Source organism: Nocardia kruczakiae NBRC 101016, from assembly GCF_001612965.1.
Lineage (GTDB): Bacteria > Actinomycetota > Actinomycetes > Mycobacteriales > Mycobacteriaceae > Nocardia > Nocardia kruczakiae.
Genome location: NZ_BDBL01000036.1, coordinates 1 through 25,554, shown reverse-complemented (window position 1 = coordinate 25,554; position 25,554 = coordinate 1). Strand labels below are relative to the sequence as shown.

The 25,554-nt window shown below is 66.1% G+C and carries 26 protein-coding genes and 1 other RNA gene; 11 read left to right on the top strand and 16 right to left on the bottom strand.

The window, feature by feature from the left end; all coding sequences use genetic code 11:
• Positions 1–190 precede the first annotated feature (190 nt).
• A complete protein-coding gene (locus NK1_RS24170; protein ID WP_063012208.1) occupies positions 191–574 on the top strand; it encodes a type II toxin-antitoxin system RelE/ParE family toxin in 384 nt (127 codons plus the stop codon).
• Positions 571–912 carry a helix-turn-helix domain-containing protein gene (locus NK1_RS24165; protein ID WP_063012206.1) on the top strand — a complete coding sequence of 114 codons (342 nt, stop codon included), beginning with the start codon at positions 571–573 and terminating at the stop codon, positions 910–912. The genes NK1_RS24170 and NK1_RS24165 overlap by 4 nt, the downstream gene beginning before the upstream one ends.
• Before the next feature lie 747 nt (positions 913–1,659).
• Here NK1_RS24165 and ssrA read toward each other — a convergent pair.
• Positions 1,660–2,030, bottom strand: a transfer-messenger RNA (tmRNA) gene (gene ssrA / locus NK1_RS24160).
• A gap of 81 nt (positions 2,031–2,111) precedes the next feature.
• The gene (gene smpB / locus NK1_RS24155) at positions 2,112–2,585 is read right to left on the bottom strand and encodes an SsrA-binding protein SmpB (RefSeq protein WP_039780117.1); all 474 of its coding nucleotides are present in this window, start codon (positions 2,583–2,585) and stop codon (positions 2,112–2,114) included.
• Between the two features lie 341 nt (positions 2,586–2,926).
• On the opposite strand from smpB, the gene NK1_RS24150 reads away from it, so the two are divergent.
• Positions 2,927–3,295, top strand: a complete 369-nt coding sequence (locus tag NK1_RS24150) for a hypothetical protein (RefSeq protein ID WP_039780101.1) — start codon at positions 2,927–2,929, stop codon at positions 3,293–3,295.
• Between the two features lie 7 nt (positions 3,296–3,302).
• Here the strand turns inward: NK1_RS24150 and NK1_RS24145 are convergent, their stop codons facing one another.
• The 3 genes from NK1_RS24145 to recQ all read right to left on the bottom strand — a co-directional run bounded on the left by NK1_RS24145 (position 3,303) and on the right by recQ (position 6,070).
• Positions 3,303–3,539, bottom strand: a complete 237-nt coding sequence (locus NK1_RS24145) for a WLR motif membrane protein (protein WP_036504248.1) — start codon at positions 3,537–3,539, stop codon at positions 3,303–3,305.
• 15 nt (positions 3,540–3,554) lie between these two features.
• Positions 3,555–3,785 (bottom strand): Rv3103c transmembrane domain-containing protein, encoded by a 231-nt coding sequence (locus NK1_RS35120; protein WP_167354297.1) that lies wholly within the window; start codon positions 3,783–3,785, stop codon positions 3,555–3,557.
• A gap of 155 nt (positions 3,786–3,940) precedes the next feature.
• Positions 3,941–6,070 carry a DNA helicase RecQ gene (gene recQ / locus NK1_RS24140; RefSeq protein WP_063012204.1) on the bottom strand — a complete coding sequence of 710 codons (2,130 nt, stop codon included), beginning with the start codon at positions 6,068–6,070 and terminating at the stop codon, positions 3,941–3,943.
• A 109-nt stretch (positions 6,071–6,179) separates the two neighbouring features.
• Between recQ and NK1_RS24135 the strand changes: the two genes are divergently transcribed.
• Together NK1_RS24135 and NK1_RS24130 are read left to right on the top strand one after the other, a co-directional pair.
• Positions 6,180–7,730 carry an HD domain-containing phosphohydrolase gene (locus NK1_RS24135; protein ID WP_063012202.1) on the top strand — a complete coding sequence of 517 codons (1,551 nt, stop codon included), beginning with the start codon at positions 6,180–6,182 and terminating at the stop codon, positions 7,728–7,730.
• An 80-nt stretch (positions 7,731–7,810) separates the two neighbouring features.
• Positions 7,811–8,191: a nuclear transport factor 2 family protein gene (locus NK1_RS24130; protein ID WP_063012200.1), complete on the top strand. Its 381-nt coding sequence runs from the start codon at positions 7,811–7,813 to the stop codon at positions 8,189–8,191.
• A gap of 14 nt (positions 8,192–8,205) precedes the next feature.
• On the opposite strand, the gene ftsX is transcribed toward NK1_RS24130, so the two are convergent.
• From ftsX to NK1_RS24105, 6 genes are all read right to left on the bottom strand, one after another.
• Entirely contained in the window at positions 8,206–9,111 is a 906-nt protein-coding gene (gene ftsX / locus NK1_RS24125; RefSeq protein ID WP_039780104.1) for a permease-like cell division protein FtsX, read from the bottom strand.
• The gene (gene ftsE, locus NK1_RS24120) at positions 9,111–9,800 is read right to left on the bottom strand and encodes a cell division ATP-binding protein FtsE (RefSeq protein ID WP_063012198.1); all 690 of its coding nucleotides are present in this window, start codon (positions 9,798–9,800) and stop codon (positions 9,111–9,113) included. The genes ftsX and ftsE overlap by 1 nt, the downstream gene beginning before the upstream one ends.
• Positions 9,801–9,874: 74 nt before the next feature.
• Positions 9,875–10,030, bottom strand: a complete 156-nt coding sequence (locus tag NK1_RS34710) for an Rv3103c transmembrane domain-containing protein (protein WP_157104419.1) — start codon at positions 10,028–10,030, stop codon at positions 9,875–9,877.
• Positions 10,017–10,874 (bottom strand): mechanosensitive ion channel family protein, encoded by an 858-nt coding sequence (locus tag NK1_RS24115; RefSeq protein ID WP_063012196.1) that lies wholly within the window; start codon positions 10,872–10,874, stop codon positions 10,017–10,019. The genes NK1_RS34710 and NK1_RS24115 overlap by 14 nt, the downstream gene beginning before the upstream one ends.
• Positions 10,875–11,001: 127 nt before the next feature.
• Complete coding sequence (gene prfB, locus NK1_RS24110; RefSeq protein ID WP_063012194.1) at positions 11,002–12,114, bottom strand: peptide chain release factor 2; 1,113 nt, start codon at positions 12,112–12,114, stop codon at positions 11,002–11,004.
• 64 nt (positions 12,115–12,178) lie between these two features.
• On the bottom strand, positions 12,179–13,036 hold the full coding sequence (locus NK1_RS24105) for a helix-turn-helix domain-containing protein (RefSeq protein ID WP_063012192.1): 858 nt from the start codon (positions 13,034–13,036) through the stop codon (positions 12,179–12,181).
• Positions 13,037–13,168: 132 nt separating this feature from the next.
• Here NK1_RS24105 and NK1_RS24100 point away from each other — a divergent pair, with 132 nt between their 5' ends.
• From NK1_RS24100 to NK1_RS24080, 5 genes are all read left to right on the top strand, one after another.
• Complete coding sequence (locus NK1_RS24100; RefSeq protein WP_063012190.1) at positions 13,169–13,756, top strand: NADPH-dependent FMN reductase; 588 nt, start codon at positions 13,169–13,171, stop codon at positions 13,754–13,756.
• A 292-nt stretch (positions 13,757–14,048) separates the two neighbouring features.
• The gene (locus NK1_RS24095; protein WP_063012188.1) at positions 14,049–14,855 is read left to right on the top strand and encodes an SDR family oxidoreductase; all 807 of its coding nucleotides are present in this window, start codon (positions 14,049–14,051) and stop codon (positions 14,853–14,855) included.
• A 56-nt stretch (positions 14,856–14,911) separates the two neighbouring features.
• A complete protein-coding gene (gene hisN / locus NK1_RS24090) occupies positions 14,912–15,697 on the top strand; it encodes a histidinol-phosphatase (RefSeq protein WP_245660771.1) in 786 nt (261 codons plus the stop codon).
• A 366-nt stretch (positions 15,698–16,063) separates the two neighbouring features.
• Entirely contained in the window at positions 16,064–17,449 is a 1,386-nt protein-coding gene (locus NK1_RS24085) for an acyl-CoA dehydrogenase family protein (RefSeq protein WP_039780112.1), read from the top strand.
• 46 nt (positions 17,450–17,495) lie between these two features.
• A complete protein-coding gene (locus NK1_RS24080) occupies positions 17,496–18,734 on the top strand; it encodes an acyl-CoA dehydrogenase family protein (RefSeq protein ID WP_063012184.1) in 1,239 nt (412 codons plus the stop codon).
• A gap of 93 nt (positions 18,735–18,827) precedes the next feature.
• Here NK1_RS24080 and NK1_RS35430 read toward each other — a convergent pair whose 3' ends face one another.
• Both NK1_RS35430 and NK1_RS35425 read right to left on the bottom strand, forming a co-directional pair.
• Entirely contained in the window at positions 18,828–19,151 is a 324-nt protein-coding gene (locus NK1_RS35430) for a tyrosine-type recombinase/integrase (RefSeq protein WP_218023168.1), read from the bottom strand.
• Between the two features lie 47 nt (positions 19,152–19,198).
• Positions 19,199–19,786, bottom strand: a complete 588-nt coding sequence (locus NK1_RS35425) for a site-specific integrase (RefSeq protein ID WP_218023167.1) — start codon at positions 19,784–19,786, stop codon at positions 19,199–19,201.
• A gap of 612 nt (positions 19,787–20,398) precedes the next feature.
• On the opposite strand from NK1_RS35425, the gene NK1_RS34705 reads away from it, so the two are divergent.
• Complete coding sequence (locus NK1_RS34705; RefSeq protein ID WP_157104418.1) at positions 20,399–20,572, top strand: hypothetical protein; 174 nt, start codon at positions 20,399–20,401, stop codon at positions 20,570–20,572.
• Between the two features lie 498 nt (positions 20,573–21,070).
• Here the strand turns inward: NK1_RS34705 and NK1_RS24065 are convergent, their stop codons facing one another.
• The 3 genes from NK1_RS24065 to NK1_RS35310 form a co-directional block, all read right to left on the bottom strand.
• Positions 21,071–21,970, bottom strand: a complete 900-nt coding sequence (locus NK1_RS24065; RefSeq protein WP_157104417.1) for a hypothetical protein — start codon at positions 21,968–21,970, stop codon at positions 21,071–21,073.
• A gap of 159 nt (positions 21,971–22,129) precedes the next feature.
• Positions 22,130–22,858: a DUF4231 domain-containing protein gene (locus NK1_RS36075; protein WP_084461478.1), complete on the bottom strand. Its 729-nt coding sequence runs from the start codon at positions 22,856–22,858 to the stop codon at positions 22,130–22,132.
• 183 nt (positions 22,859–23,041) lie between these two features.
• A complete protein-coding gene (locus NK1_RS35310) occupies positions 23,042–25,384 on the bottom strand; it encodes a hypothetical protein (protein ID WP_157104416.1) in 2,343 nt (780 codons plus the stop codon).
• Between the last annotated feature and the right edge of the window lie 170 nt (positions 25,385–25,554).

Sequence of the window (25,554 nt, the reverse complement as noted above, 5' to 3'; positions counted from 1 at the left end):
CCCCCTGCCGGTCCCCCAACTCGCGACAAGTGCCCCGGCCCCCTGCTCATATGCATACCGCGTCACGCTGTCAGTTCTACCCTCGTTGACAGCCGCAAGCCGAAAGTTGCGATGGCGGCGTCCGGTTATGCGACTGCAGTGATGCTTGCCCTGTTGCCGCATGTTGTCGACGACATATACCGTGGGTGTCATGGGTGAACTGTTCACCGTGGAAATCGAATCCGAGGTGCGGGATTGGCTGGAGGCGCTGCCTGCCAAGCACTTTCTCAAGATCGATGAATACGTGGGCCTGCTGGCTGAGCAAGCAGAGTCACTGGGCGAGCCCTACGCCCGATATCTCGGCGACCGGGTTCGCGAGCTACGCCCAACCCTGGACGGTGCAGCCATCCGAATCACCTACTGGCTCGCACCTGGGCGGCGAGCCATCCTGCTGACAGTGTTCCGAAAGACTCGTATGCGAGAAGGCGCCGAAGTGAAACGCGCAAAAATCGCCCAACAGACCTGCGAGGCCGAACACACGCCCGCCCATCAGGAATTCGTTCGGACGATCGAGAAGGGAGAATTGGACCGATGAGTCACGCACGCTGGAAGACCCTCCGGGAACGCAAACTCGCCGGGGGCTACACCGAACCCGACGACGTCACCGAGGCCCGCCGCGAGATCCAGCTCTCCATGGCGCTGGCCAAGGCCGTCTACGATCGCCGAACCGAACTGGAACTCACCCAGGCTGAACTTGCCGAACGCGCCGGCCTCACACAGGCCAAGATCTCGCGTATCGAAGGCTCCGACACCGTGCCGACACTCCCCCTGCTCGCCAAACTCGCCGAAGCCCTCGACGCCACCCTCAACATTGCCCTCGACGCCGACGACACCCGCGTGAACTTCACCAGCCACCACACTGACGCCGCCTGATCCATCAGCTCTGCGCAGCACCACTCACCTGCGTTTGACGGCTCCTGAGACAAACCATTGCACCAGAGTGACAGCGAGGGTTGCCGCCATCTCAGCGGACTCTTTCGTGATCGGAATCGCAGGCGTGACACCTTCGTGCCGGTCGGTATGCCCCTCCCAAAGCATCCGAATCATCAGTACAACCGCCGTGACCGGGACTGAGACGCCGGATTTGTCGCGGATGGCGACCTTATATAGATGACCTTGCCGATCGAGTTGGCCAAGGACCTGACCCAAGGTTGCACCAGCTTGGGCGGGTACCACGACAGGGATCGCTGCCGCTTCGACAGCAAGGATCGCTTCCCGGTACGCGGTAGACGGATCAGGACGGAACCTTCCAGACGAAGCGTCCATCTCGCAGGACAGCGTCAATTTGCTGGATCTTGTCCGGCACCAAGACTCTGTAGAGAGAGCTCCGGTCGTTGGTCATCACATGCAGGGCCGCATCGATCCAGTCCAGCAGCGCCGCCGACGACACCCCACGCGCTTCGTATACCAGAATCGTTCACTCGGCATATAGCGGAGTCGAGCGGCTATCTGCTGGCGCGTCCCGTCGTCGATCAACTGGTTCAGCTGCCGCGGTCGAGGGCTACGCAGCGGCTAATACTCCGCTAGCCATCTCTCTCACCCACGCCCATCAGGATGGCTGGACAGCGTCACCGGCGCCGGCATGAAAAAGCCCCTCACCTGGGGCAGGTGAGGGGCCTGTGGTGGAGCTGCCGGGAATTGAACCCGGGTCCTCCGCCGCTTCTCCAGGGCTTCTCCGTGTGCAGTTCGCTAGGCCTCTACTCGGATCTCTCGGTCACGCGAACAAGCCGAGATGACGATCCCAGTCGCTGTTTGTTGTCCCGTACGACTCCGCGACCGAGCCGGACGGTGAAGCTCTCTAGCTGATGCCAGTACCCGGGCCGAGAGCAAACCCGGACTGACAGACACGCTCTACTGCTTAGGCAGCGAGAGCGTAGTCGCGCTGATGAGAATCGGCGCTTATTGGGTTACAGCGACGCTTACGGTGGTCTCCTGCCTGCACCGACACGCTTCCCCTGAATCGACGTACGCAGTCGAAACCGATCAGCCCCGTAGTCAACTCAGTCGAACACCCGGCTGGTGGGCCGGGCTGTTCATACTAACATCACTTCGCCTTCATCCATTCCCGCCGGTCAGCGCATGCCTTTCACGCGCCGGCCGAGTTCGCGCGTCACCTCTCGCTCCGCGGTGCGGCGCGCCAGATCGTGGCGCTTGTCGTAGTCCTGCTTACCCTTGGCCAGCGCCAGTTCGACCTTCACCTTGCCGTCGGTGAAGTACATCGACAGCGGGACGAGGGTCTGCGAGCTCTCCTTGGTCTTACCGGTGAGCTTGTCGATCTCGCGACGGTGCAGCAGCAGTTTCCGGGTGCGGCGCGGGGCGTGGTTGGTCCAGGTGCCGTGCCCGTATTCGGGAATGTGCAGGCCACGCAGCCACACCTCACCGTCGTCGATGGTGGCGTAGGCGTCCACCAGCGACGCCTTACCCTCCCGCAGGCTCTTCACCTCGGTACCGACCAGCGCGATCCCCGCCTCGAAGGTGTCGAGGATCGTGTAGTTGTGCCGCGCCTTGCGGTTGGTGGCGATGACCTTGCGCCCCTTCTCCTTCATGAACACCTTTCCCTCGACTCCGCGCAGCTCGGCGGCGCTCCACGCTGTCATTGTGCCTCGATGCCCGCTGAGCGTACGGACCTGTCCGGTTTACACGGCCGCCGAACAGAAGGAAAACGAAATTCCGGCCCGGAACATGCCGTGATCCGGCTCACGGTCGGCTGACATCCGGCAGCCGGCCCCGGCCGCGGGGAGACCGGCGCCGCGGAGAGAAAACACCGCTCCGGAGGTCGTCGGCTGCGGACGAATGCGGACATCCCCACCGCCGGGAACCGATTCCGTGTGCCCTTCGCCGCGCGAGCGCGCAAAATGGTTGCGTGACAACGGTACCCAGATTCAGAGTGAGCACCGCCTCGGATCGTGTACTCGACGACCCGACCGATGCGCAACTACACGACCTCCTGGCCGAGTTGGATTACCGAGAACCCCAACTCGTCGTCGAACGCCCGGGTTCGCCTGCGGCCCAACATTATCTGCGCGTCGAGATGGATCGGCGCATCGATCCCGACGACGGCCGCGGCTATATCGTCGAGTACGGCGGGGGCGGGCCGGGTATGCAGTTCCGCGCCAGCGTCCGCGACACCGCGCGCTGGGGGACCCCGCACTCCCCCGCCTTCGAACTCGTCGCAAAGACCGTGCAGGACTGGGCCTTTCAACGCTACGGCTGGCACGAAGCGATGATGTGGGAGCGCGTCGGCGCCGACCGCTGACGCGCGCTCAGCCGCCGGGACGGACCTGCAGATACAGAATCAGTAGGGCGATCCACGCGAGCAGCAGGACCACGGTCGTCACTCGCGGGCGACCCAGCGGGTTCGCGTGCGGACGCAGCCACCCGGCCTCGACCGAATCCGCGCGGGTGCGGCGAGGTCCGGGTTTCGCGGCGTCCGGCGGATCGCCGCCGGGGCCGGAATCCGACGACTGATCGGAGCGGTCGTCGTGATGGTCGTGGGACATAGCGGCACGCTACCGCTATCCGCCCGGTCGCACCGCCAGATAGAGCGCCAAAACGGCAATCCAGACGGTAATCAGTGCCAGCGTCGAGGGCCGCATCCCGGTACGGACCCGCCGCAACTGCCGCGGCATGCCTATCCCGCCCACCGGCCGCACCCCGATCCGGGAAGGATCCGGCGTGGCGGGCACAGTCGAATCGGCGCCCGCAGCCCTGTCGTGGTTTCCCGGCAACCCGTTGCTCTCGATCACTCCGTCCTGGCCATGCGTCACGGCGAGACGGTTACCCGCGCCGGGCGGAGGGATAAACGTGGCACTGGTGTCCCAACCGGCGGCCGGCACCGGCCGCACGGCGGGGGATACCGCCGACCACACTGGTGAGCGGGCAGGCCGGGTCACCGAGCAGTTCAGTAGGAGTCGTCCGGCGGGGGCTCGAAATCGGCGTCGGGGATGTCCCAGTTCACGGAATCACTCGGGACTGCCGGTTCCGCGGCCTCGAACCTCGAACCCGTCACCGGGCCACGAGACCGTTCGGTGCGCGATCGGGGCCTCGGTGCGGTGGCGCGGGAAGAACCACGCGAGTCCGGTCGCTCGGCCCGGTTCGGACGTGGGGCCGTTGCCTCCGCGCCCGCTCCGTCCGAGCCGCCCGCGCCGGATGCCGCGAATCCCGCGACCACCTCGAGAACGCCCTCCCCGTACTTCGCGAGTTTGTTCTCACCGATGCCGCTGATGCCGCCGAGTTCGGCCAGGTTCGAAGGGGCCCGGCCGGCGATATCGCGCAGAGTGGCGTCGTGGAAGACGACGTAGGCGGGAACGCCCTGCTCCTTGGCGACCGAGGCACGCCAGGTGCGGAGCTGTTCGAACAGTCCCGCGGCGGCGGGTGCCAGCTCGGCCGCGGCGAGACGGGACGCCTTCGCCTTGACGGCGCGCGGTGGCTTCACCCGTTCCGGCTCGCGGCGCATGTGGACCGGGCGCTTCTTGAACAGCACCTCGTCACTGGCTTCGGTGAGGGTCAGTACGCCATATTCACCGTGCACCGCGAGCAGGCCCTGGGCGAGCAACTGGCGAATCACGCCGCGCCATTCGGTATCACGCAGATCGGCACCTACGCCGAAGACCTTCAATTCGTTGTGCTTGTGCTGCAACACTTTCGGATTCGACTTCCCGAGCAGGATGTCGACGATATGTCCGGCGCCGAAGCTCTGCCCGCGTTCGCGCTTGAGCCGCAGCACCGTCGAGAGCACCTTCTGCGCGGCGACCGTGCCGTCCCAGGATTCCGGCGGATTCAGGCAGGTGTCGCAGTTGCCGCAGGTGTCACCGGACTGGCCGAAGTAGTTGAGCAGCTGGGTGCGGCGGCACTGCACGGTCTCGCACAGCGCGAGCATCGCGTCCAGATGTAGTTGCAACTGCCGCCGGTGCGCCGCGTCGCCTTCGGAGGAGTCGATCATCTTGCGTTGCTGCACAACATCATTGAGTCCGTAGACCATCCAGGCGGTGGACGGCAGTCCGTCGCGGCCGGCGCGGCCGGTCTCCTGGTAGTAGCCCTCCACCGACTTGGGCAGATCCAGATGTGCCACGAACCGCACATCGGGTTTGTCGATGCCCATGCCGAAGGCGATGGTCGCGACGACGATCAGACCGTCCTCGCGCAGGAACCTGGACTGATTGGTGGCACGGGTGCGCGCATCCAGGCCGGCGTGATAGGGCACCGCCTCGATTCCGTTGCGGCACAAGAATTCCGCGGTTCGTTCGACCGAGTTGCGGGACAGGCAGTAGACGATGCCCGCCTCCCCCGGATGTTCGGTGCGGATGAAGGACAGCAGTTGCTGATCGGCGCGATTCTTCGGCTCGATCCGGTACTGGATATTGGGCCGGTCGAATCCCGCGACGAAATGCTTCGCCCCGGTGAGGTCCAGCCGTTCGGCGATCTCGCGGCGGGTGGCCTCGGTGGCGGTGGCGGTCAAGGCGATCCGCGGCACGTCCGGCCAGCGTTCGTGCAGTACCGACAGCGCCAGATAGTCGGGCCGGAAGTCGTGGCCCCACTGCGAGACACAGTGCGCCTCGTCGATGGCGAAGACCGACACCTTGCCACGATCGAGCAAATCCGCGGTCGATTCGAGCTTCAACCGCTCCGGCGCCAGATACAACAGGTCCAGTTCGCCCGCGACGAACTGCGCTTCGACCGTGCGCCGCTCGTCCGGGTATTGGGTGGAGTTGAGGAAGCCGGCCCGCACCCCGAGCGCGGTCAGCGCGTCGACCTGGTCCTGCATCAGCGCGATCAACGGTGAGATGACCACACCCACTCCGGGCCGCACCAGCGCCGGAATCTGATAACACAGCGACTTGCCGCCGCCGGTGGGCATCAGAACGAGAGCATCGCCACCGGCGACGACCTGCTCCACGATCTCGCGCTGTAATCCCCGGAAACTGTCGTACCCGAATACGCGCTGCAGAACTTGTTGCGCCGCATCGTTTTCCACAGTGCGCGACGAAGCGTCGGCCGTCTCGAGCGTCTCCGGGGAATTCACGCCAGCCATCCTACGGACCCCCACCGACGATCCGAACCCCCAATCCACAGCCGCACCCCGTGCACCCCAGACCTCGCCGCAGCGAAGCGGAGGCCGAAAACACGAGCACAATTACTCCATGGACACACCGCCGGTCGGGTTGCGGCTGGCCGAGTTGGTCGCCTCGCTGTCGCTGGCCACGGATCTCGGTCTGGGGCAGCCGGAGGAGCATGTGCTGCGGCAGACGGTGATCGCCACGCGGCTGGCGAAGGCCGCCGGGTTCTCCGGCGCGGAGCAGGCGGCCGCGTTCTATGTGTCGCTGCTCGCGTGGGTGGGGTGTGTCGCGGATTCGCACGAGATGGCGCACTGGTTCGGAGACGATCGGGTGATCCGGGCCGACAGCTATCGGGTCGACAAGGCCGGGCTGCCGATGATGGGGTTTCTGCTCGGCCACATCGGTCCGGGGTTGTCGCCGATCCGACGGATGGCGCTGACCGGCGCCTTTCTGACCAGCGGATTCCGGGATGCGATGCATTCCTTCGTGACCCACTGTCAGACGACGGCCGATATCGCGGATCGGTTGCGGTTGCAGGACGAGGTGTGCGCCGCGCTGCCGCAAGCGTTCGAGCGGTGGGACGGCAAAGGCGTGCCGAACGGGATCGCGGGTGCGCGGATCACGCGGGTGATGCGGGTGGTCCAGATCGCCGACGACGCCGAGGTCTATTGCCGATTCGGCGGCCCCGCGGCCGCCGTCGAGATGCTGCGTTCGCGCAGCGGCACCGAATTCGATCCGGAGCTGGTGGCACTGTGCGAGCGGCGGCCCGACGTACTCGCCGACATCGATTCCGTCGATGCCTGGAGTGCCGTCATCGACGGTTGCGCCGCGCTGGATCGCTGGGTGCCCGATGCGGAGCTGACCGAGGTGCTGGAGATCTTCGCCGACTACGCCGACCTGAAGTCGCCGTGGTTTCTGGGCCACACCCGCGCGACCGCCGCACTGGCCGGCGCCGCCGCGCTGCGCTGCGGGATGGCCGGCGAAGAGGCGGCGGAGGTGACGCGAGCGGCATTGGTGTCGAGACTCGGCGTCACCGGCGTCTCCACCGGTATCTGGAACAAGCCCACCGCGCTGTCGCCGGCGGAATTCGAACGGGTCCGGATGGTTCCGTATCTCACCGAGCGCGTGTTGTCGCGGTGTGCGCGGCTGCGCCGGCTCGGCACGGTGGCGGGTCTGTGCCATGAACGGATGGACGGTTCCGGTTATCCGCGCGGCGTGTCGGGTGCGGCGATTCCGCCGTCGGCGCGGTTGATCGCGGCCGCCGACACATTTCAGGCGCTCGGCGAGGAGCGGCCGTATCGCGCGGCCATGGCCCTCGATCAGCGCTGCGCGATTCTGCGAGACGAGGTCGCCACCGGTCGGCTGGATTCCGACGCGGTGCGCGCGGTTCTGGAAGCCGCCGGACAGCGGGCCCCGCGCCGCATCCGGCAGGTCGCCGGCCTGACCGCGCGGGAGATCGAGGTGCTTCAACTGCTGGTGCGAGGGCGGTCGAACAAACAGATCGCGGCGCAGTTGTCCATCACGCCGCGCACGGCGGGCACCCACATCGAGCACATCTATACGAAGATCGGCGTCACCACCCGGGGCGCCGCGGCGATGTTCGCCATGCGGCACGGCTTGGTGGGCGCGGACTGAGCGCCGATCGGCGCACTCGTCTCGCAAGATCGGTTGTTCGCCCGATGTGCGGACAACCCCCGTGGCCGTACAAAAAGAATATGACCACGATCACACCCACCCCCACCACGGATCGGCCGGTAGCAGGCCGATTCCTCGACGCACTGACCGCCCGCGACTTCACCGCCCTGTCGCGTTGTCTCGCTCCGCACATCCGGATGCGCGGGCTGATCCCGCCGGGTCCCTTCGACACCGACACCGCCGACGCCGCGGTGAGCCGGTTCCGGCACTGGTTCGGCGGCCCCGACTCGTTCGAGGTGCTCAGCTGCGAGACCGGCCGCGTCGGCGACAAGTTGTATCTGCGGTATCTGGTCCGCATGCGGCCGATCGGCACCGACGCGCCCGCCCGGATCGCGGAACAACACATCTTCGCCGACGCGGGCGACCGCATCGAAGCCATCGACCTGCTCTGCTCCGGCTGAAACCCGGAACGACCCTATTCGCGCACGTAGTAGCGCAGCGTGCCGTAGGCCGTCAGCGCGGCGAACACGATGCCCACCGGAACCACGGTCAGCGCCACCACCGCGATGTCATCGCCGGTGATGCGCGGGAAGACCTTCGAGGCGAACAGATCACCGAGGGCCCGGTCGATGACCAGCGGCCGGGCGATCATCAGTCCGATCACCGCCAGCACCGACCCGGCCAGCGCCGCGACCACCGCCTCGAGCAGGAACGGCAGCTGGGTGTACCAGCGCGTCGCACCGACCAGACGCATGATGCCGACTTCCTCCCGGCGGGTGAACGCCGCGATCTGCACCATATTCGCGATCAGCAGCAGGGCGGCCAGGGCCTGCAGCACGGCCAGGCCGAAGGCCGCGTTGCGCAGGCCGTCGAACAGGCTCACCAGCCGGTCGACGATGTCCTTGTCGTTGCGCACGAATCCGACGCCGGGCTTGCCCTGGAAGTCCTTGAAGATGCGCGGATACTGCGCGGCGTCGGTCATCTTGACGCGCAGCGAGGCCGGCAGCGGCGACTCGCTGACATATTTGGCCAGCTCGGGCTGGTCCTTGAAGGTCTTCTCCTTCGCCTCGCGGACCGCCTCCTCGCGATTGAGGTACTGCACCGATTCCACGCCGGGCTCGGATTTGAGCGACGACATCAGCGCCTTGCACGGATCCTGGGAGCAGTCCGGATCGTTGGCCGAGACGTCCTCGGTCAGGTACAGCCGCACCTCGAGCCGGTCCAGGAAGTACTGCTCGGTCTTGTCGGCCATCCGGACGGCCAGCATGCCGCCGCCGAGCATGGTGAGCGAGACCGCGGTGGTGAGGATCATCGCGATGGTCATGGTGACGTTGCGGCGTAGGCCGTTGAAGACCTCACCGAACAGGAAGCTCGCGCGCATTACCGGCCCACCCCGTACACGCCGGTGGCCTCGTCGCGGACCAGGCGCCCGCGATCGAGTTCGACCACGCGCCGGCGCATGGCGTCGACGATGTGGTTGTCGTGGGTGGCCATCAGCACCGTGGTGCCCGTGCGGTTGATGCGTTCCAGCAACATCATGATGTCCTGACTGGTGTCGGGGTCCAAGTTGCCGGTGGGCTCGTCGGCGAGCAGCACCAGCGGCCGGTTCACGAACGCGCGTGCGATCGCGACCCGCTGCTGTTCACCGCCGGACAGCTCGGTCGGCAGGCGGTCCGCCTTACCGGACAAACCCACCAGGTCCAGCGCCTCCGGCACCGCCCGATTGATGAATTTGCGATTCTTGCCGATCACCTCGAGCGCGAAAGCCACGTTCTGCTCGACCGTCTTCTGCTGCAGCAATCGGAAATCCTGGAAGACGCAGCCGATGCGCTGGCGCAGCTTGGGCACCCGCCGTCCCGGCAACCGGTCGACCCGGAAATCGGCGACATGCACTTCGCCGGTGGTCGGCTTGACCTCTTGCAGCAACAGTTGCATGAACGTCGATTTACCCGACCCGGACGGTCCGATAATGAAGACGAACTCGCCCTTGTCGACCTCGACGGAAACATTGTCCAGCGCGGGTCTCGTCGAGGTTTTATAAGACTTGGTGACGTTCCGCAGGGTGATCACGAGGTGCCAGTGTAGCCAGCGAAGTCAGGGCACACTCCGGCCCACTCCGCGCCGTGCGACTTGTCACAGAGAGGTCAGCGGGCGGGCGCGGTCGTCAGCGCGGAACCGGAAACGGTATTCGCGATGTTGAAACCGGAATGGTCCGGCGTGGCCGGTTTCACGAACAGATACAACACGAGCGTCGCGACCCAGACACTGAGCAGGATCGCGGTCGATTTACGCGGTTTCACTCAAACCCTCCCGACGCAGCGCCGCGGCGACACGCACGCGCAGCTCACGTCCGACGTCGAATTGTTTACCCGGCAGTGTGCGGGCCACCATCCGGATGTTCATCTGATCGACGGTGAGATCTTCCAGACCCATCACCGTAGGTTCGTCCAGCAGTAGCGATTTCAGGCGGCGATCCTGAAAAGCCTTGGCGCCCACCTCGTGCAGGATTTCGTTGACCTTGGTGATGTCGGCGCTGGCGGGCACGGGCACATCGATCGCCGCACGGGCCCAATCCTTCGACAGATTGGTCACTTTCACGATCTGCCCGTTGGGCACCGTGATGACCTCCCCATCGGGATTGCGCAGCGTGGTGATCCGCAGCGTGACGTCCTCCACGGTACCTTCGGCCGGCTCGGATTGCCCGGTGACCGCGATGCGCACCACATCACCGAATCCGTACTGCCGCTCGGTGATCAGGAAGAATCCGGCGAGCAGGTCCTGCACGATGCGCTGGGCGCCGAAACCGAGCGCGGCACCGAGCACCGCCGCCGGCGCGACCAGGCCGCTGAGCTGAAAGCCCAAGCGCCGCAACACTTCCAGCGATACCAGGAAGTACACGATCACCAGCACGACCCAGGTGATGACCTGGGCCAGGGCGTGCCGATGTTTGGCGGCCTCGGTGCGGACCAGCGAATCGCTGCTCTGGAAGCCGGAGTCGATGCGGCGGGTGATCCGGTCGCGCACGAAGGTGGCGAAGCGGCTGAACAGCATCGCGCCCACGATCAGCAGCACGATCTCGAGGCCGCTGCCGCGCAGCCACGAGGTGAATTCCGCCCCGGTTCCGGCAGCGAGAGTCGTCGTCATCGGCGCATCCTTTCCGGTATCAACCGTGCACCGACACAAGCCATTCTGCCGCCCGAACACACGCCAGACAGGTTACTACGACCGCCTGCCGACCGATATGCCGTGATTGTGCCGTGATAGACGGGTTTCACCCGTCCTGACGCATCCGCCAGCGGATTCCCTCTTCGATGAAGCCGTCGATATCACCGTCGAGAACCGAGGACGGATTGTTCACCTCGAAGTTGGTGCGCAGGTCCTTGACCATCTGATACGGGTGCAGCACGTACGAGCGCATCTGATTACCCCAGGAGGCGCCCTCGTTGGTCTTGAGCGCATCCATCTCGGCGCGCTCCTCCTGGCGTTTGCGCTCGAGCAGTTTCGCCTGCAACACGCGCATCGCCGAGATCTTGTTCTGCAGCTGCGACTTCTCGTTCTGGCAGGTCACCACGATGCCGGTCGGGATGTGGGTGATCCGCACCGCCGAGTCGGTGGTGTTGACGCTCTGACCACCCGGACCCGACGAGCGGTACACGTCGACGCGGATCTCCGATTCCGGGACTTCGATATGGTCGGTGCCCTCGACCACCGGCAGCACCTCGACCTCGGCGAACGAGGTCTGGCGCCGGCCCTGGTTGTCGAAGGGGCTGATCCGCACCAGGCGGTGGGTTCCCATCTCCACCGAGAGGGTGCCGTAGGCGTAGGGCACCTTCACCGCGAAGGTGGCGCTCTTGATGCCGGCCTCCTCGGCATAGGAGGTGTCGTAGATCTCGACCGGATACTTGTGACGCTCGGCCCAGCGCACGTACATGCGCATCAGCATCTGCGCCCAGTCGGCGGCGTCCACCCCGCCCGCGCCCGAGCGGATGTTGACCAGCGCCTCGCGCTTGTCGTATTCGCCCGAGAGCAGGGTGCGAACCTCCATCGCCTCGACGTCGGCGTGCAGCGCCGCGCGTTCGGCGTCGGCGTCGGCCAGCGCGGAGGTGCGGGCCTCGCCCTCTTCCTCCTCGGCGAGTTCGTAGAGCACCGGCAGATCATCGAGGCGCTGGCGCAGTTCGGTGACGCGGCGCAGCTCACCCTGAGCGTGCGACAGCTCGCTGGTCACCTGCTGGGCGTGCTCCTGGTTGTTCCACAGCTCCGGGTCGGCGGCCTGATGTTCGAGCTCGTCGATGCGACGGCGCAGTTCGTCGACGTCGAGCACCGACTCGACAGTCTTCAACGTGGTGTCGAGTTCGGCGAGATCAGCGGAAACGTCAGGATGCACGGTTGTCCAATCTACCGCTCGCGCAGGTGGCGGTGAAATGCGGCGAGGCGCCGGCAGCCGCGGCTCAGCCCGATACCGCGCGCAGTCCACCCGGGCGCCGGCCCAGCAGTGCGTCGAGGGCCGCGGCGGTCGCGTCGTCGGCGGGCAGCTGGACCTGGATGTACTGGTCGTCGTCGGCGGACAGGTCCAGCCGTTCGTAGGCCAGCCGCAGCGGGCCGGCCTCGGGATGGTCCATCCGGCTGATGCCGCTGGTATCGGGCAGTCCGGCGATGTCGGCCACGCGACGGGTGAATTCGGCGCCCGCCAGCAGGCTCAGCTCGTCGGCGAGCACGGCGATGGTCGGATCCGAGCGGAAGGGACCGGCCTTCAGATTCGCCACCACCAGATCGGCACGGCGGTCCCACTCCGGGTACACGACGCGGGCCCGTGGATCGGTGAACAGCCAGCGCGGGTAGCCCGCGGGCAGGCCGTGGTCGAGCAAGCCGGTGCCTCCGACCAGCGCACGGTAGCCATCGGTGCAGCTCAGGATCTCACCGAGCCGGTTGAACAGGGCCGCGGGTGCCGGGGCGAGACGATCCAGAATCGCTTGCACAGCGGGCCGGACCAGACGATTGGGCAGCGCGCCACCGGTGCAGCTGAATCCTGGGTCGGCGGATTTGACCAGCCGATGCAGCTGGACGCGTTCGCTCGGGCTCAACCGGAGGGCATCGGCCAATGCGGACAGCACCGCCGTCGACGGACGGCGGTCGCGGCCCTGTTCCAACCGGATCAGATATTCGACGCTGACTCCGGCGAGTGTCGCGAGTTCGGCGCGGCGCAGTCCCGGGGTGCGGCGGCGGGGTCCGGCAGGGAGTCCGACCTCGGCGGGGGTGACCGCCTCCCGGCGAGTACGCAGGAAAAGCCCCAGCTCGTTATCGCTCACAGATCGACGCTAACAGCGCGGGGCGCGCCGAGGGTATCCCTCTCACTACCACCCTCACAGCGGGCTCCCTGGCCGCGCGCCCGGACGGCAGAGTCGATGTCAGCGAACGACGCTTTCCGAAGGAGAACCGAAATGTCCAGCAGCACAATGCGGCTCGCAGTTGTCATCGCCAGCGTCCGGGAGGGCCGCTTCGGGCCGGTGGTCGGTGAGTGGTTCGCCGAGCAGGCCCGGCGGCACGACGGCTTCGAGGTCGACCTGATCGATCTCGCCGAGGCTGAGCTGCCCGTCGCGCTGCCGGCCGTCTCACCGCGGATCGAACCGAATCCGCAGCGGCCGGCGGGAATGCTCGATCTCACCGCGCGCTTGGACGCCGCCGACGCGATGGTCGTCGTCACGCCGGATATCAACAACAGTTACCCGGCCTCGATCAAAACCGCGATCGACTGGCACTACACGCAGTGGGACCGCAAGGCGATCGGCTTCGTGGGCTACAGCGGGGCGAGCGGCGGGCTGAACGCCATCGCGCATCTGCGGCAGGTGTTCGCCGAGCTGAACGCGCACACGATCCGGGACTACGTGTCCTTCCCTCGGTACTACCAGCAGTTCGACGCCGAGGGACGATGGACCGCACCGGGCGAATCCGAAGCGGCGGCCGCGGGAATGCTCGACCAATTGCATTGGTGGGCGAGCGCTTTGGCTGCGGCGCGGGTCGCGGCGTGAACCACGGCCGACGCGGGCTCGAGGTCAGTGCAGGGTGAACTAATCGTGCAAACCTCGACGAGAAAACGCGAAAACCGCCCGATGCGGCGCGGTTTGCACGATTAGTTCAGCGACGACGAGCCGATGGAGGTCGCCCTACCGACGAATCAGTGCCGTGGTGGTCCCGGCGGCCGGCCGCACGCAGTCCGGCAGGCCCGCTCAGCGGAACGGAACACCGCACGACCGGTCCCGGCCACTAGCCTCGATTCCGAAGTCGGATTCGCGGTTTCATCCAGCCGAAACAGGAGGGTCGATGGGGACCATCGCCGTAACCGGGAGCGCGTCGGGGATCGGGGCGGCCGTCGCCGCCCACCTGGAGAAGGAAGGGCACCGGGTGATCGGTGTCGATCTGCGCGACACCGAAGTGACCGCCGACCTGGCCACGGCCGAGGGCCGGGCGCACGCGGTCGCCGAGGTCACCCGGATCAGCGAAGGCCGGCTGGACGGATTCCTTCCCTTCGCCGGGGTCGCGGCCGCGACGGGGCGTCCCGGTGGGCTCGTGGTGTCGGTGAACTATTTCGGCGCGATCGCGCTGCTGGAGGGGGTGCGGCCGCTGCTGCGCGAATCCGGCAACGCCTCGGTGGTGCTGGTGTCGTCGAATTCCACGACGACACAACCGCTCTGGCCGGTGGAGCTGGCCGACGCGTGCCTGGCCGGCGACGAGGAACGGGCCCGCGGCATCGCCGAATCGTTCGGCGACCTGGGCGCGATCCAGGCCTATCCGGCGACGAAAGCGGCCCTGGCCTGGTACGCCCGCACCAAATCGGCGGAATACATCGCCGACGGCATCCGCCTCAACGCCATCGCGCCCGGCATCATCGACACTCCGATGACCCAGGAGGGCAGCAAGGACGCGCTCACCGGCGAGGGAATGAAGCAGTTTCTCGCCATGACCCCGATCGCGCGGCCGGGACGCCCGGAGGAGATCGCCGACCTCGCGGCCTTCCTGCTGTCGGACAAGGCGGGCTTCTTCGTCGGCTCGGTGATCTTCTGCGACGGCGGTATCGACGCGGCCTTCCGCGGTAAGGATTGGCCCGCGGTCTGGAATCCGCAGCAGTAGGTGGGCCGGCGCGAGGCCGAATGGCTCCGATCGGGTGCGCCGATTACGGTTGCCCTGTGAGCGATCATGCCGGCGATCTCGAACTTGCCCTGCTGTTGGCCGATGCGGCCGATGCGATCACCCGTGATCGTTTCGGCGCCCTCGACCTGAAGGTGAACAGCAAACCGGATCTGACTCCCGTCTCGGACGCGGATCTGGCGGTGGAGCGGGCGCTGCGCGAAATCCTCATCGAGCGACGCCCGCACGACGCCGTGCTGGGTGAGGAGTTCGGCGGTGAGGCCGAATTCATCGGACGGCAGTGGGTGATCGATCCGATCGACGGCACCAAGAATTTCGTGCGCGGAGTTCCGGTGTGGGCCAGTCTGATCGCACTGCTGCAGGACGGCGTTCCGGTCGTCGGCGTCGTCAGCGCGCCCGCGTTGAGCCGACGTTGGTGGGCCGCAACGGGTTCCGGCGCGTGGACCCGCTTCGAGACCGGAGAGCCGAAGCCGATCACGGTGTCCGCGGTCGGCGGCCTGAATTCGGCCAGTCTCGCGATCTCCAGCCTGTCCGGCTGGCGGGACCTGGGCCTGCGGGATCAGTTGATCGAGCTGACCGATCAGGTGTGGCGCACCCGCGGCTACGGCGACTTCTTCGGCTACTGCCTGCTCGCCGAGGGCGCGGTCGATATCGCCACCGAGCCGGAGGTCTCGCTGTGGGATCTGGCGCCCCTCGATGTGCTGGTGCGCGAGGCCGGCGGCCGCTTCACCGCGCTGGACGGAACCCCCGGACCGCATCACGGTAGCGCGGTCGCCACCAACGGGTTGCTGCACGACTCGGTACTCGCCGCGCTGCGCCCCTGAGGACGACGGCCGACACGGGTCTCGTCCTGCCGACCGCCCCCCGGCGAGCGCACCTCTCGAACAACTCCCGGAATCCAACACCCTCCAACACCCCACTGAACCGAACGCCGCATCGCGCCGAAGACCGGCCGATGCGGCGTTCGCCGTTCGCCCGCGTTCGGCTCGTCCGCACCTGGGTACTCGGTGGCCGTCCTGGTCAATTGCCCTACTTGTGCGGGGCGGTTGCCGAGGCGGCGATGGGATCGAGATCACGGCGATATGCGCAGCCTCTCGACTGCGTTCTTACTCTGGAGTAAGATAGACTTACTCGAAAGTAAGATCCTGGGACCGATCACCCGACACCCACACCCGAGAAGACTGGTGACTATGAGCACTCGAGACACCGCAACGGAGCGACGTCCGGATTCCGCCGTCGGCCTCAACCCGGTCAAGCGCGACTGGATGGGCGCGGCCATGCGGGTCATGACGACCATTACCGGTTCCGAACTGGCCGAGAAGTACAACCTGCGCAAGCCCATCGAACGGCTGACCTACGAGGGCACCAAGACCGGCTTCCGCACGCTCGGCGCCGCGACCCGCGCATTCGGCAAGGTATCCGGTGGCGGTAAGCCGAAGCGCTTGCCCGCCAACGAGTCCCGCAGCAAGGACTACTTCGACCTCACCCCGACCGACGAACAGCAGATGATCGTCGAGACGGTGCGCGAATTCGCCGCGGAGATCCTGCGCCCGGCGGCCTACGAGGCCGACGGCGCGGCCCAGGCGCCCAAGGATCTGCTCGAGCGCGCCGCCGAACTGGGCATCACGCTGATCAACGTGCCCGAGGAACTCGAGGGTGCGGCCACCGAGCGCGGCGCCGTCACCAACTCGCTGGTCGCCGAGGCGCTGGCGCACGGCGATATGGGCCTGGCGCTGCCGATCCTGGCCCCGTCGGGTGTGGCCGTCGCGCTGTCGCAGTGGGGTTCGGACGCACAGCAGCAGACCTACCTGGGCGCCTTCACGGGTGAGAACGTGCCGCAGGCCTCGGTCGTGATCAGTGAGCCGCGGGCGCTGTTCGATCCGTTCGCGCTGCAGACCAAGGCCACCCGCTCCCCCAGCGGCTACCGAATCAACGGTGTCAAGAGCCTGGTTCCGGCCGCCGCCGACGCCGAGCTGTTCATCGTCGGCGCCGAAATCGACGGCCGCCCCGCGCTTTTCATCGTCGAATCGGATACGCCGGGTGTGGTGATCGAGGCCGATCCGAGCATGGGCCTGCGCGCCGCCGGTCTGGGCCGGCTGATCCTGGACAACGTCGCGGTTCCGGCCGAGGCCATCCTGGGTGACGGCGACGCCGCGCAGCGCGCCGAGGAGTACGCCGACGCCGTGCGGCTGGCCCGCCTGGGCTGGGCATCGCTCGCGGTCGGCACCGGCCAGGCCGTGCTGGACTACGTCAAGCCGTACGTGAAGGAGCGCGAGGCGTTCGGCGAGCCGATCGCGAACCGGCAGGCGGTGGCGTTCATGGTCGCCAACATCGCCATCGAACTCGACGGCCTGCGGCTCGTGACCCTGCGGGGTGCGTCACGCGCGGAGCAGGGGCTGTCCTTCTCCCGGGAGGCGGCGCTGGCCCGCAAGTTCGCCACCGACAAGGGCATGCAGATCGGCCTGGACGGTGTGCAGCTGCTCGGCGGTCACGGCTACACCAAGGAACACCCGGTCGAGCGCTGGTACCGCGATCTGCGGGCGATCGGCGTCGCCGAAGGTGTGGTCCTGATCTGATCCGGGTCTCCTCGACCCCCTGAACCGTATTGATGGAGACATTCCGATGATCAATCTCGAACTCCCCAAGAAGCTGCGGGCCAGCGCCAACCAGGCCCACCAGGTCGCCGCCGAGATCTTCCGCCCCATCTCGCGCAAGTACGACCTGGCCGAGCACGAATACCCGGTGGAGCTCGACACCATGGCCGCCATGGTGGAGGGCCTGGCCGACTCCGGCACCCAGGACATCTCCGGCGCCACCGGCGGCCGCAAGGCCAAGTCGGGCGACGACGCCGCCGACAGCCATGCCACCGAACTGCTCGGCAACAGCAACGGCGGCAATATGTCCGCCCTGCTGAACGCGCTCGAAACCTGCTGGGGCGACGTCGGTTTGATGCTGTCGATCCCCTATCAGGGACTCGGCAACGCGGCCATCGCCGCCGTCGCCACCGACGAACAGCTCGAGCGCTTCGGCAAGGTGTGGGCGGCGATGGCCATCACCGAACCGTCCTTCGGTTCGGACTCCGCGGCCGTGTCGACCACCGCGGTGCTCGACGGCGACGAGTGGGTCCTCAACGGCACCAAGATCTTCGTGACCGCCGGCTCCCGCGCCACCCACATCGTGGTGTGGGCCTCGGTCGACAAGTCCAAGGGCCGCGCGGCCATCAAGTCGTTCGTGGTGCCGCGAGATGCCAAGGGCCTCACCGTCGCTCGCCTCGAGCACAAGCTCGGCATCAAGGCCTCCGACACCGCCGAACTGCGCCTCGAGGACTGCCGCATTCCGGCCGACAACATCCTCGGCAGCCCGGAAGTCAACGTGGAGAAGGGTTTTGCCGGGGTCATGCAGACCTTCGACAACACCCGCCCGCTGGTGGCCGCGATGGCCATCGGCGTCGGTCGCGCCGCCCTCGAGGAACTGCGCACCATCCTCGAGGAGTCCGGCGTGGAGATCTCCTACGACATCCCCGCCAACAACCAGTCCGCCGCCGCCGCGGAATTCCTTCGTATGGAATCGGATTGGGAAGCCGCCTACCTGCTCGCCCTGCGCGCGGCGTGGATGGCCGACAACAAGAAGCCCAACTCCCTCGAAGCCTCCATGTCCAAGGCCAAGGCCGGGCGCATGGGCACCGACGTGACCTTGAAGGCCGTCGAACTGGCCGGTGCGGTGGGCTACTCCCAGCGCACCCTGCTGGAGAAGTGGAGCCGTGACTCGAAGATTCTCGACATCTTCGAAGGCACGCAGCAGATCCAGCAGCTGATCGTGGCGCGGCGCGTGCTCGAGCTGAGCAGCGCGCAGCTGAAGTAGGTTGCGGGACAACGGAAAACCGGTGCGAGTCCGCTTCATGACTCGCACCGGTTCTTTCGTTCCTGGACACGCTGTTCCGATCAAGATTCCCTCTCAGGCCGCCGCTAGGCCGTCATCGCTCGGATACCAGTCTTTCCAGGCCGCATCCACTGCGAGTCGTGCACGTTCGTGGCTGTCATCGAGCAGGTGCGCATAGAACTTCAGCGTGAACCCCGGATCGGCGTGGCCGAGATACTCCGCCAGCTCTTTGATCGACACTCCGCGCGCTAGGAGTGTCGAGGCGTACAGATGCCGAAGCGCGTGCATCCCATCAGCGCGGTTCTGATATTCCAACCCTGCCTTGGAAAACGCTGGGCGCCAAGCGATTTTGGTGAACAGGTCGCCTCCGATGGCACCTCCATTCGGATGCGTGATCATCAGCGGAACGGTCACTGGTTCGCCGTCAGCGCTGCCCCATGGCAAGGTCACACATACGGGCGGGTACTGCTCCATGTATCGTCGATGTCACCCAGTAATGCCGGAGCCAGCGGCACAAAACGTGTCTTTCCCCGCTTGGGCAGGGCAAACATCAACTTCCCCTTCACGAGCTTCACTTGCCGCTGCACATGGGCCACACCAGCTTCACGGTCGATATCCAGCTCCGGCGAGAATCCAACGATTTCACCCTGGCGGCAGCCCAGCCCGGCACCCAACGGCACCGCGATGTCGTAGCGCTTACTCATAGCTCCCCGCACGGCCCGGACCCGTTCATGGGGCCACACAACAACTTTCGGGCTTCTGCGAATCGGCCGGCGCACGGACTTCGCGTGACAGGGGTTCTCGCGGATCAGCTTGTCATCAATCGCCGAGTCGAAGATCCCTGCCACGATGTCGAACAACACAGCTTTGTAGTTGTCCGCGTACTTCCGTGTGTCCAAATCGTCGATCCAATCCCGGAGATTCGCCGGGCCAATGCTTCCGAGCCACATATCCCCGAAAACTGGATAGATGCGGCTTTCCAGGCGGCTACGCAGGGCTTCCCGGGTGGCCGGATCAGGGCTCTGTGCCTTCACCCAGCTATCACCCTGTTGCCGAAACTTCCGTCGCCCTGCCCGCGGATCGATGTACTTGCCCTCACGCTTGTCCGACTCGACCTCGATCAAGGGCGGCGCTGGCGCGCCGCCTAGCGGCGCCGCCACGCGGCGCCGCGCAACCGCCCGCCTACGCAAGCTGCGGCAAGCGGGCGCGTCGGGCGCGTCGGCGCCGCTCTGGCGACGTGGTAGAACGCCGCCCGTTCCTATCTGACCACTTCATGCAACGACGTGGCAGTGCTGGGCGCGACGTCTGCCGTACCCGGCCGGGCCTCCCGCAGCCGAGGACCGAATCGGCCGGCCACCAGCTCAGTCGACCGGCTGTGGTCGCCCTCGGTAGCCGGATATCCGAGGAAGCTCACCAGGATCTCGGTGTTGGGGCCGACGCAGTTCGATTCCACACCAGCAGGTTCCAGCGCTCACCGATCCTTCCATTGCTATGGACGATCCGCCGAAGGCATACCACCGACGCAGGGCACTCCAAAGGGCGCTACGCGTCACTTCGTGATGGGCATTCGCCCACCCTTTTCCGCACCCCACACCGGCGGTCTGGACAAGCCCAGATCGACCCCAGCAACGAGGAAGGACCTCCCGATGAGCACCACCACCACTTACATCTGCGGAATCCGCGGTTGCGACGCCCCCGCCACCGAGACCCAGCCCGCCATGTTCGGACGCACCACCTACCGCTGCCACCCGCACCACGCGCAGGACCTCGCCAACCAGGCAGCCGCCGACGCCTACGACCCCGCAGCCGCCTACGAGTGACCCGGAGGGGGCTGCGGCCCCCTTCCCCCTCGCTTCGGCCACCGGCAGCGCCGCCGGTGAGTGAGTCGCCAACGACGTCGACTCCAGCCGATCACCCCGATGCTGGTCACATCGGGACGCCGGTTACCCGGTGCGGACGACGGTCCTTCCGTCCGCACCGGGTTTCCGCCACAACTTGCGTTGAGGCGCTGCCGAATTCGCCTTATATCTAGTAGATAGAGAGCCCTGGCGCCGGTCGACGATTCGGCCCGATCTACTGATTTGCGTGTCCTTCGGCCACGTGGCCCTGGTGGTGGTCGGCCTGCATTGTGTTCCCGCGCCCCTCCAGCCTCAAGGGCGCTGCGCGTCACTACGTGATGGGCATTCGCCCACCCTTGACCCCGGAGCCTCTACGCGAGAAGGGCAGGCCCTATGGGGCAGGCGGAAGCCAACCCACCTCTATGCCGCATCCCGACCACCACCAGGGCCACCGCCGACGCTTAGTTCTGTCCGGTGCGGCTACTTCTGAACCTTGCCGGTTGCGAACCAGCCGACCAAGCTCACCGCCAACACAACCGCAGTCTCGGCTTCCTCCTGCGTGACGTTCGGGACTGCGACCGCAGAGGGGCCGCCGTGCCGATCGTGTTGTCCGGTCCAGAGCATTTGGAGCATGGACAAGAGGACATCGTGCGTCTGTGCATCTGCGTGCTCTCGCAGATGCGGAAGCTTGAACTTGCCACCGTTACGGATTTCCGCGATGACCGTCCCGAGCGTGGCGGACTTGTTCTTTGGGCTCACGACTGGGATCGCAGCGTCCTCAACTGCCTTAACTGCGCGCGAATAAGCACTCTCGGGGTCTGGGTTCACACCGAATGCAGCTTCCCAGGCTGACGCTAGCCGCTTGCCAGCATCACCGTACGTAAACGCCTTATCAGCTGCCGCGACTACACCATCCGGCATGCGCTGCACCAAGCCGCGCTTTCCTTGTCGCTGTCCGACAGTCCACGCCGAGCCAGCTTCGGTGAGGATGTTCTCCATCTTCGACGCCGCCGATGAGGTGGCAGACGACAGACAAAGATCGACGAGTTGCCACGAAAGCTTCTCAGTTTTCCCAAAAGTACGCCTTAGATGGTCCAGCGCACTGTCGGCGTCCAGGGCGGTGTCTCCGAAGACGACAGGGACCGGCACCCTAAGCACTCGCTCGCAGCGCCTGACCTTCTCCATGTCCCACCAGATCACCTTGCCAACGGCGGTGTCGGTGCTGTTACGAATCAGCCTCTCAAGCACCCACTCCCATAAGGAATTTGCGAGCCAGTAAGAGATCCCCGGATCGAGCGCCGTCCGAGCAGCAACCTCTTCATCATCCAAACCGAATGGAGCCCATGCCTCTTCAGTATCGCCGCTGTTCAGGGTGTTCATTGATCAATGGTGCCACATCACAGTGTCACCACGATGTCACAAGTAGTACCGATGCCGCCGTACGAACGCATACAGAACCCACTGCTCGCCATACGGGAGCGCCCAGCCCCAAACCTCGCAATACCCAACGGGGCTGCCTCCGGAGCAGAAGGCGGTTAGTCACGACGCTGCTGCGGCATAGCGCGCGTAGTCGGGCTCAGTGACCTGTTGGGCGGTGGTCATGACATTCAATGTTGCTGAATTTTCGGCCGCGATCGCGCCTTCGACTCGCTCCACCAAGTTTCGGAACGCCGTCGCCTCATCCAATCCTTCGTAGGCGCCAGTCCTCGTGCGGAAGTAGACCTTCTCGTGACCGAGTAGCTGTTCAGTAGATCTGTAGTTCTTCCACTGCTCTCGGTACTTGAACACGCTGTCGAGCGAAACTGAGCACGCCACAATCAGACTCACGATGGTGACGACGACTGTAGCCCACGAGAACGGGAGGTTGACGAGAGCGGGGACCGTAATACCACCACCGACGGACACGACCCGTATCCGAAGATGATTGGCCTTCATCTTGACAGCCTTCTTGTCATACCAACCTTGGTACTGCTCTAAGCGATCAGTGATGTAGTTCTCTGGCGTGATCGAAGGCTCGTACGCCTGCTCAGTTACAAGGCTCTCGCTGGATGTGGAATCCTCGGTCGACGGCACATGGTTCAGTATGGCCGAAACCGGTCGCCGAAACCGGTCGAAGTTGCTCGTAACCGCTAGCGCAGACCCGCAAGGCCTCAGTTCGCCGACATCTCCCCCAGGCCGTCCCCAGGCCGCCGAGCATCGGAAAGTGCCCAGAAACACCAAGAACCACGAAGACAGAAAGCCGCAGCGCAGATCGGATATCCGGGCCATCCGTCGAGATCGCACAACTTCTGCTGAAAGATTCTCGACATCTTCGAAGGCACCCAGCAGATCCAGCAGCTGATCGTGGCGCGGCGCGTGCTCGAGCTGACCAGCGCGCAGCTGAAGTAGATTGCGGGACAACGGAAAACCGGTGTGGGTTCGCGACCCGCACCGGTTTTTTCGTGCGTACGCTCAGGTCTTGGTCGGCGGTGGGTTGGAGCCGTTCGCGGGGCTGGTGGTGGCGAGTCGCTGCCAGGGATGTGAGCCGGGCGGGGATATGCCGAACTGCCAGCGATCTCCCGGGCGATAGTTCGCCGGGACGGCGGTGGGCTCGGCGGCGGGATTCGAATCGGAACTCGAATTCGCCGAGTCGGCACCGGAATTCGCGGTATCGCCCGGACCGGAGCTGTGCGCCGAGGCCGTGCCCGACCCCTGGCCGGAAGCCGAGGTAGTGCCGGAGCCCGAACCCGAGGCGGCACCGGAACCGGAGGCCGAACCGTCACCGGAACCGGAACCCGACGCATCGCCGGAACCGGAGGCCGAACCGTCACCGGAACCGGAACCCGAGGCATTGCCGGAGCCGGATCCGTCGCCAGAACCCGAGCCCTCACCGGAACCCGAACCGGATCCGGAGCCCGACCCCGAACCGTGGCCGGAGCCCGACCCCGAACCGTCACCGGAGCCGGAACCCGAACCGTCACCGGAGCCGGAACCCGAACCGTCACCGGAGCCGGACCCCGAGCCCTCACCGGAACCAGAGCCCGAGCCCTCACCAGAGCCGGACCCTGAACCCTCACCAGAACCAGACCCCGAGCCCTCACCCGAACCAGAACCCTCACCGCTGTCGGCGGCGGGTGCGGGGGCCGGCGCGGGTTGCGGCGCTTGCGCGACGGCGCCGTCGTCGTAGTAATACGGGTCCTGACCGCTGTCGTCCGGTCCCACACCGGATCCCATGGACATCATGGTCATGGCGGCCATCGCGGCCCCCAGCAGGTTTCCCATACCGCCCATCGGATCGGCACTCGTGCCGCCACCGCCGAAAACCCCGCTGCCGCCACTGCCGAGACCGGTCCCCGGAGACAGTTGGCTGGGATCTTGGGCGAGGCTGCCGGAACCATCGGAGGAGGAACCGTCGTCCGGGAGCGAACCGGGGGTGGTCGGCTGGGAACCCGGCGTGGTCGGATCCAGCGAAGTCGGGTCGTTCGACCACGCGCCGTCGTTCGGCGCCGACCCCGACGAGGACGGGCCCAGCTGTGTCGGCGTCAGAGCAGAGGGCGAAGTCGGCGTATACGAGTAACCGGAGGGCGCGGTCGGCCTCAGCAGAGTCGGCTCGGTGGCCGTACTCGGAACGGTCGGGGTGATCGGCGCCGGAGACCCCGAACCGGATCCGGATCCCGAACCGGAGCCGCTGCCTTCACCCGATCCAGCGCCCGACCCACCGTCGTCGCCCTGGTGCCCCCACGGCGACCAGTGGTTCGAGGCGAAATAGCCGACGGCGCCGACGGCGGCGGCCCCCAGAAGAAGCTTCTTGCCCTTGCTCATCTTCTTCTTGGCGGGGTCGTCGTCATCGTCGTCGGACTTCTTCTTGTTCTTGTCGCCCTTGTCGTCGGCCGCCTTGTCGTCGGCACCCTTGTCGTCGGCCGCCTTGTCGTCGGCACCCTTGTCGTCCTTGCTCTTGTCGTCGACGCCTTCGGATTTGGTCCCGGTCTCCACGTCGTCGTCGGAACCGCCCTTTTTGCCTTTTTTGCCTTTCTTGGCCGACTCGTCCTTACCCTCCCCGTCAGAGGCGTCGTCGCTCTTCTTGCCTGTCTTCCCTTTCTTGGCCGACTCGTCCTTACCCTCCCCGTCAGAGGCGTCGTCGCTCTTCTTGCCTGTCTTGCCCTTCTTGGCCGACTCGTCCTTACCCTCCCCGTCAGAGGCGTCGTCGCTCTTCTTGCCTGTCTTGCCCTTCTTGGCCGACTCGTCCTTACCCTCCCCCTCAGAGGCGTCGCTCTTCTTACCCTTCCCCGGACCCGAGCCGCCCTCGCCGTCCCCAGCCGAACCGTCGCCGCTCTTCTTCCCCTTCCCCGCGCCCGAGCCGGCTTCACCGTCCCCACGCGAGCCGTCGCCGCTCTTCGCGGGCTTGCCTGTACTACCGTCCCCCTCGCTACCCGGACGAGCCGCCGGGCTCTCAGGTCGGCCCGGTGGCGAAAGTGGCGGCCGGTCTGCGTCGTTTGGCTTACTCGGATCCCGCCGTCCCGGCGATTCGTCCGGCTTGGGCGCCCTGGCGGAGTCGGCCGACGATTCCTTCCCTGAATCACCCTTCGGCTCTGTGGTATTCGCATCCGACTCACGCGAAGATCGCTCACTTGTCGACCTCTCCGACGCGGCCGACGGCTCATCCAGGCTAATTTTGTACGCCTTCAGACGGGTGTCGACATTTCTGACGAAGTCGTCGAACCCGCCGCCGCTCTGCCGAGTGACTCGTAGAGCGTCATTGATGGCGAGGTGTACCCGGTTCTGCGGAACACCCTCAGGAAGGTCGTATCCGGCCATCAAGCGAGCTACGTCGTCAGCACTCGCAACCCCTGCTCGCCCTTTCCACACCTCTTGTAGAAGCGGCACACCACCATCGGCCCCCGCATCACCCCTCAGGGGGGGTTCGGTCGGCTTGGATGGCACGCCAGCAGATGGCGGCTCGCTCGGCCTTGGTGGCACACCCACCG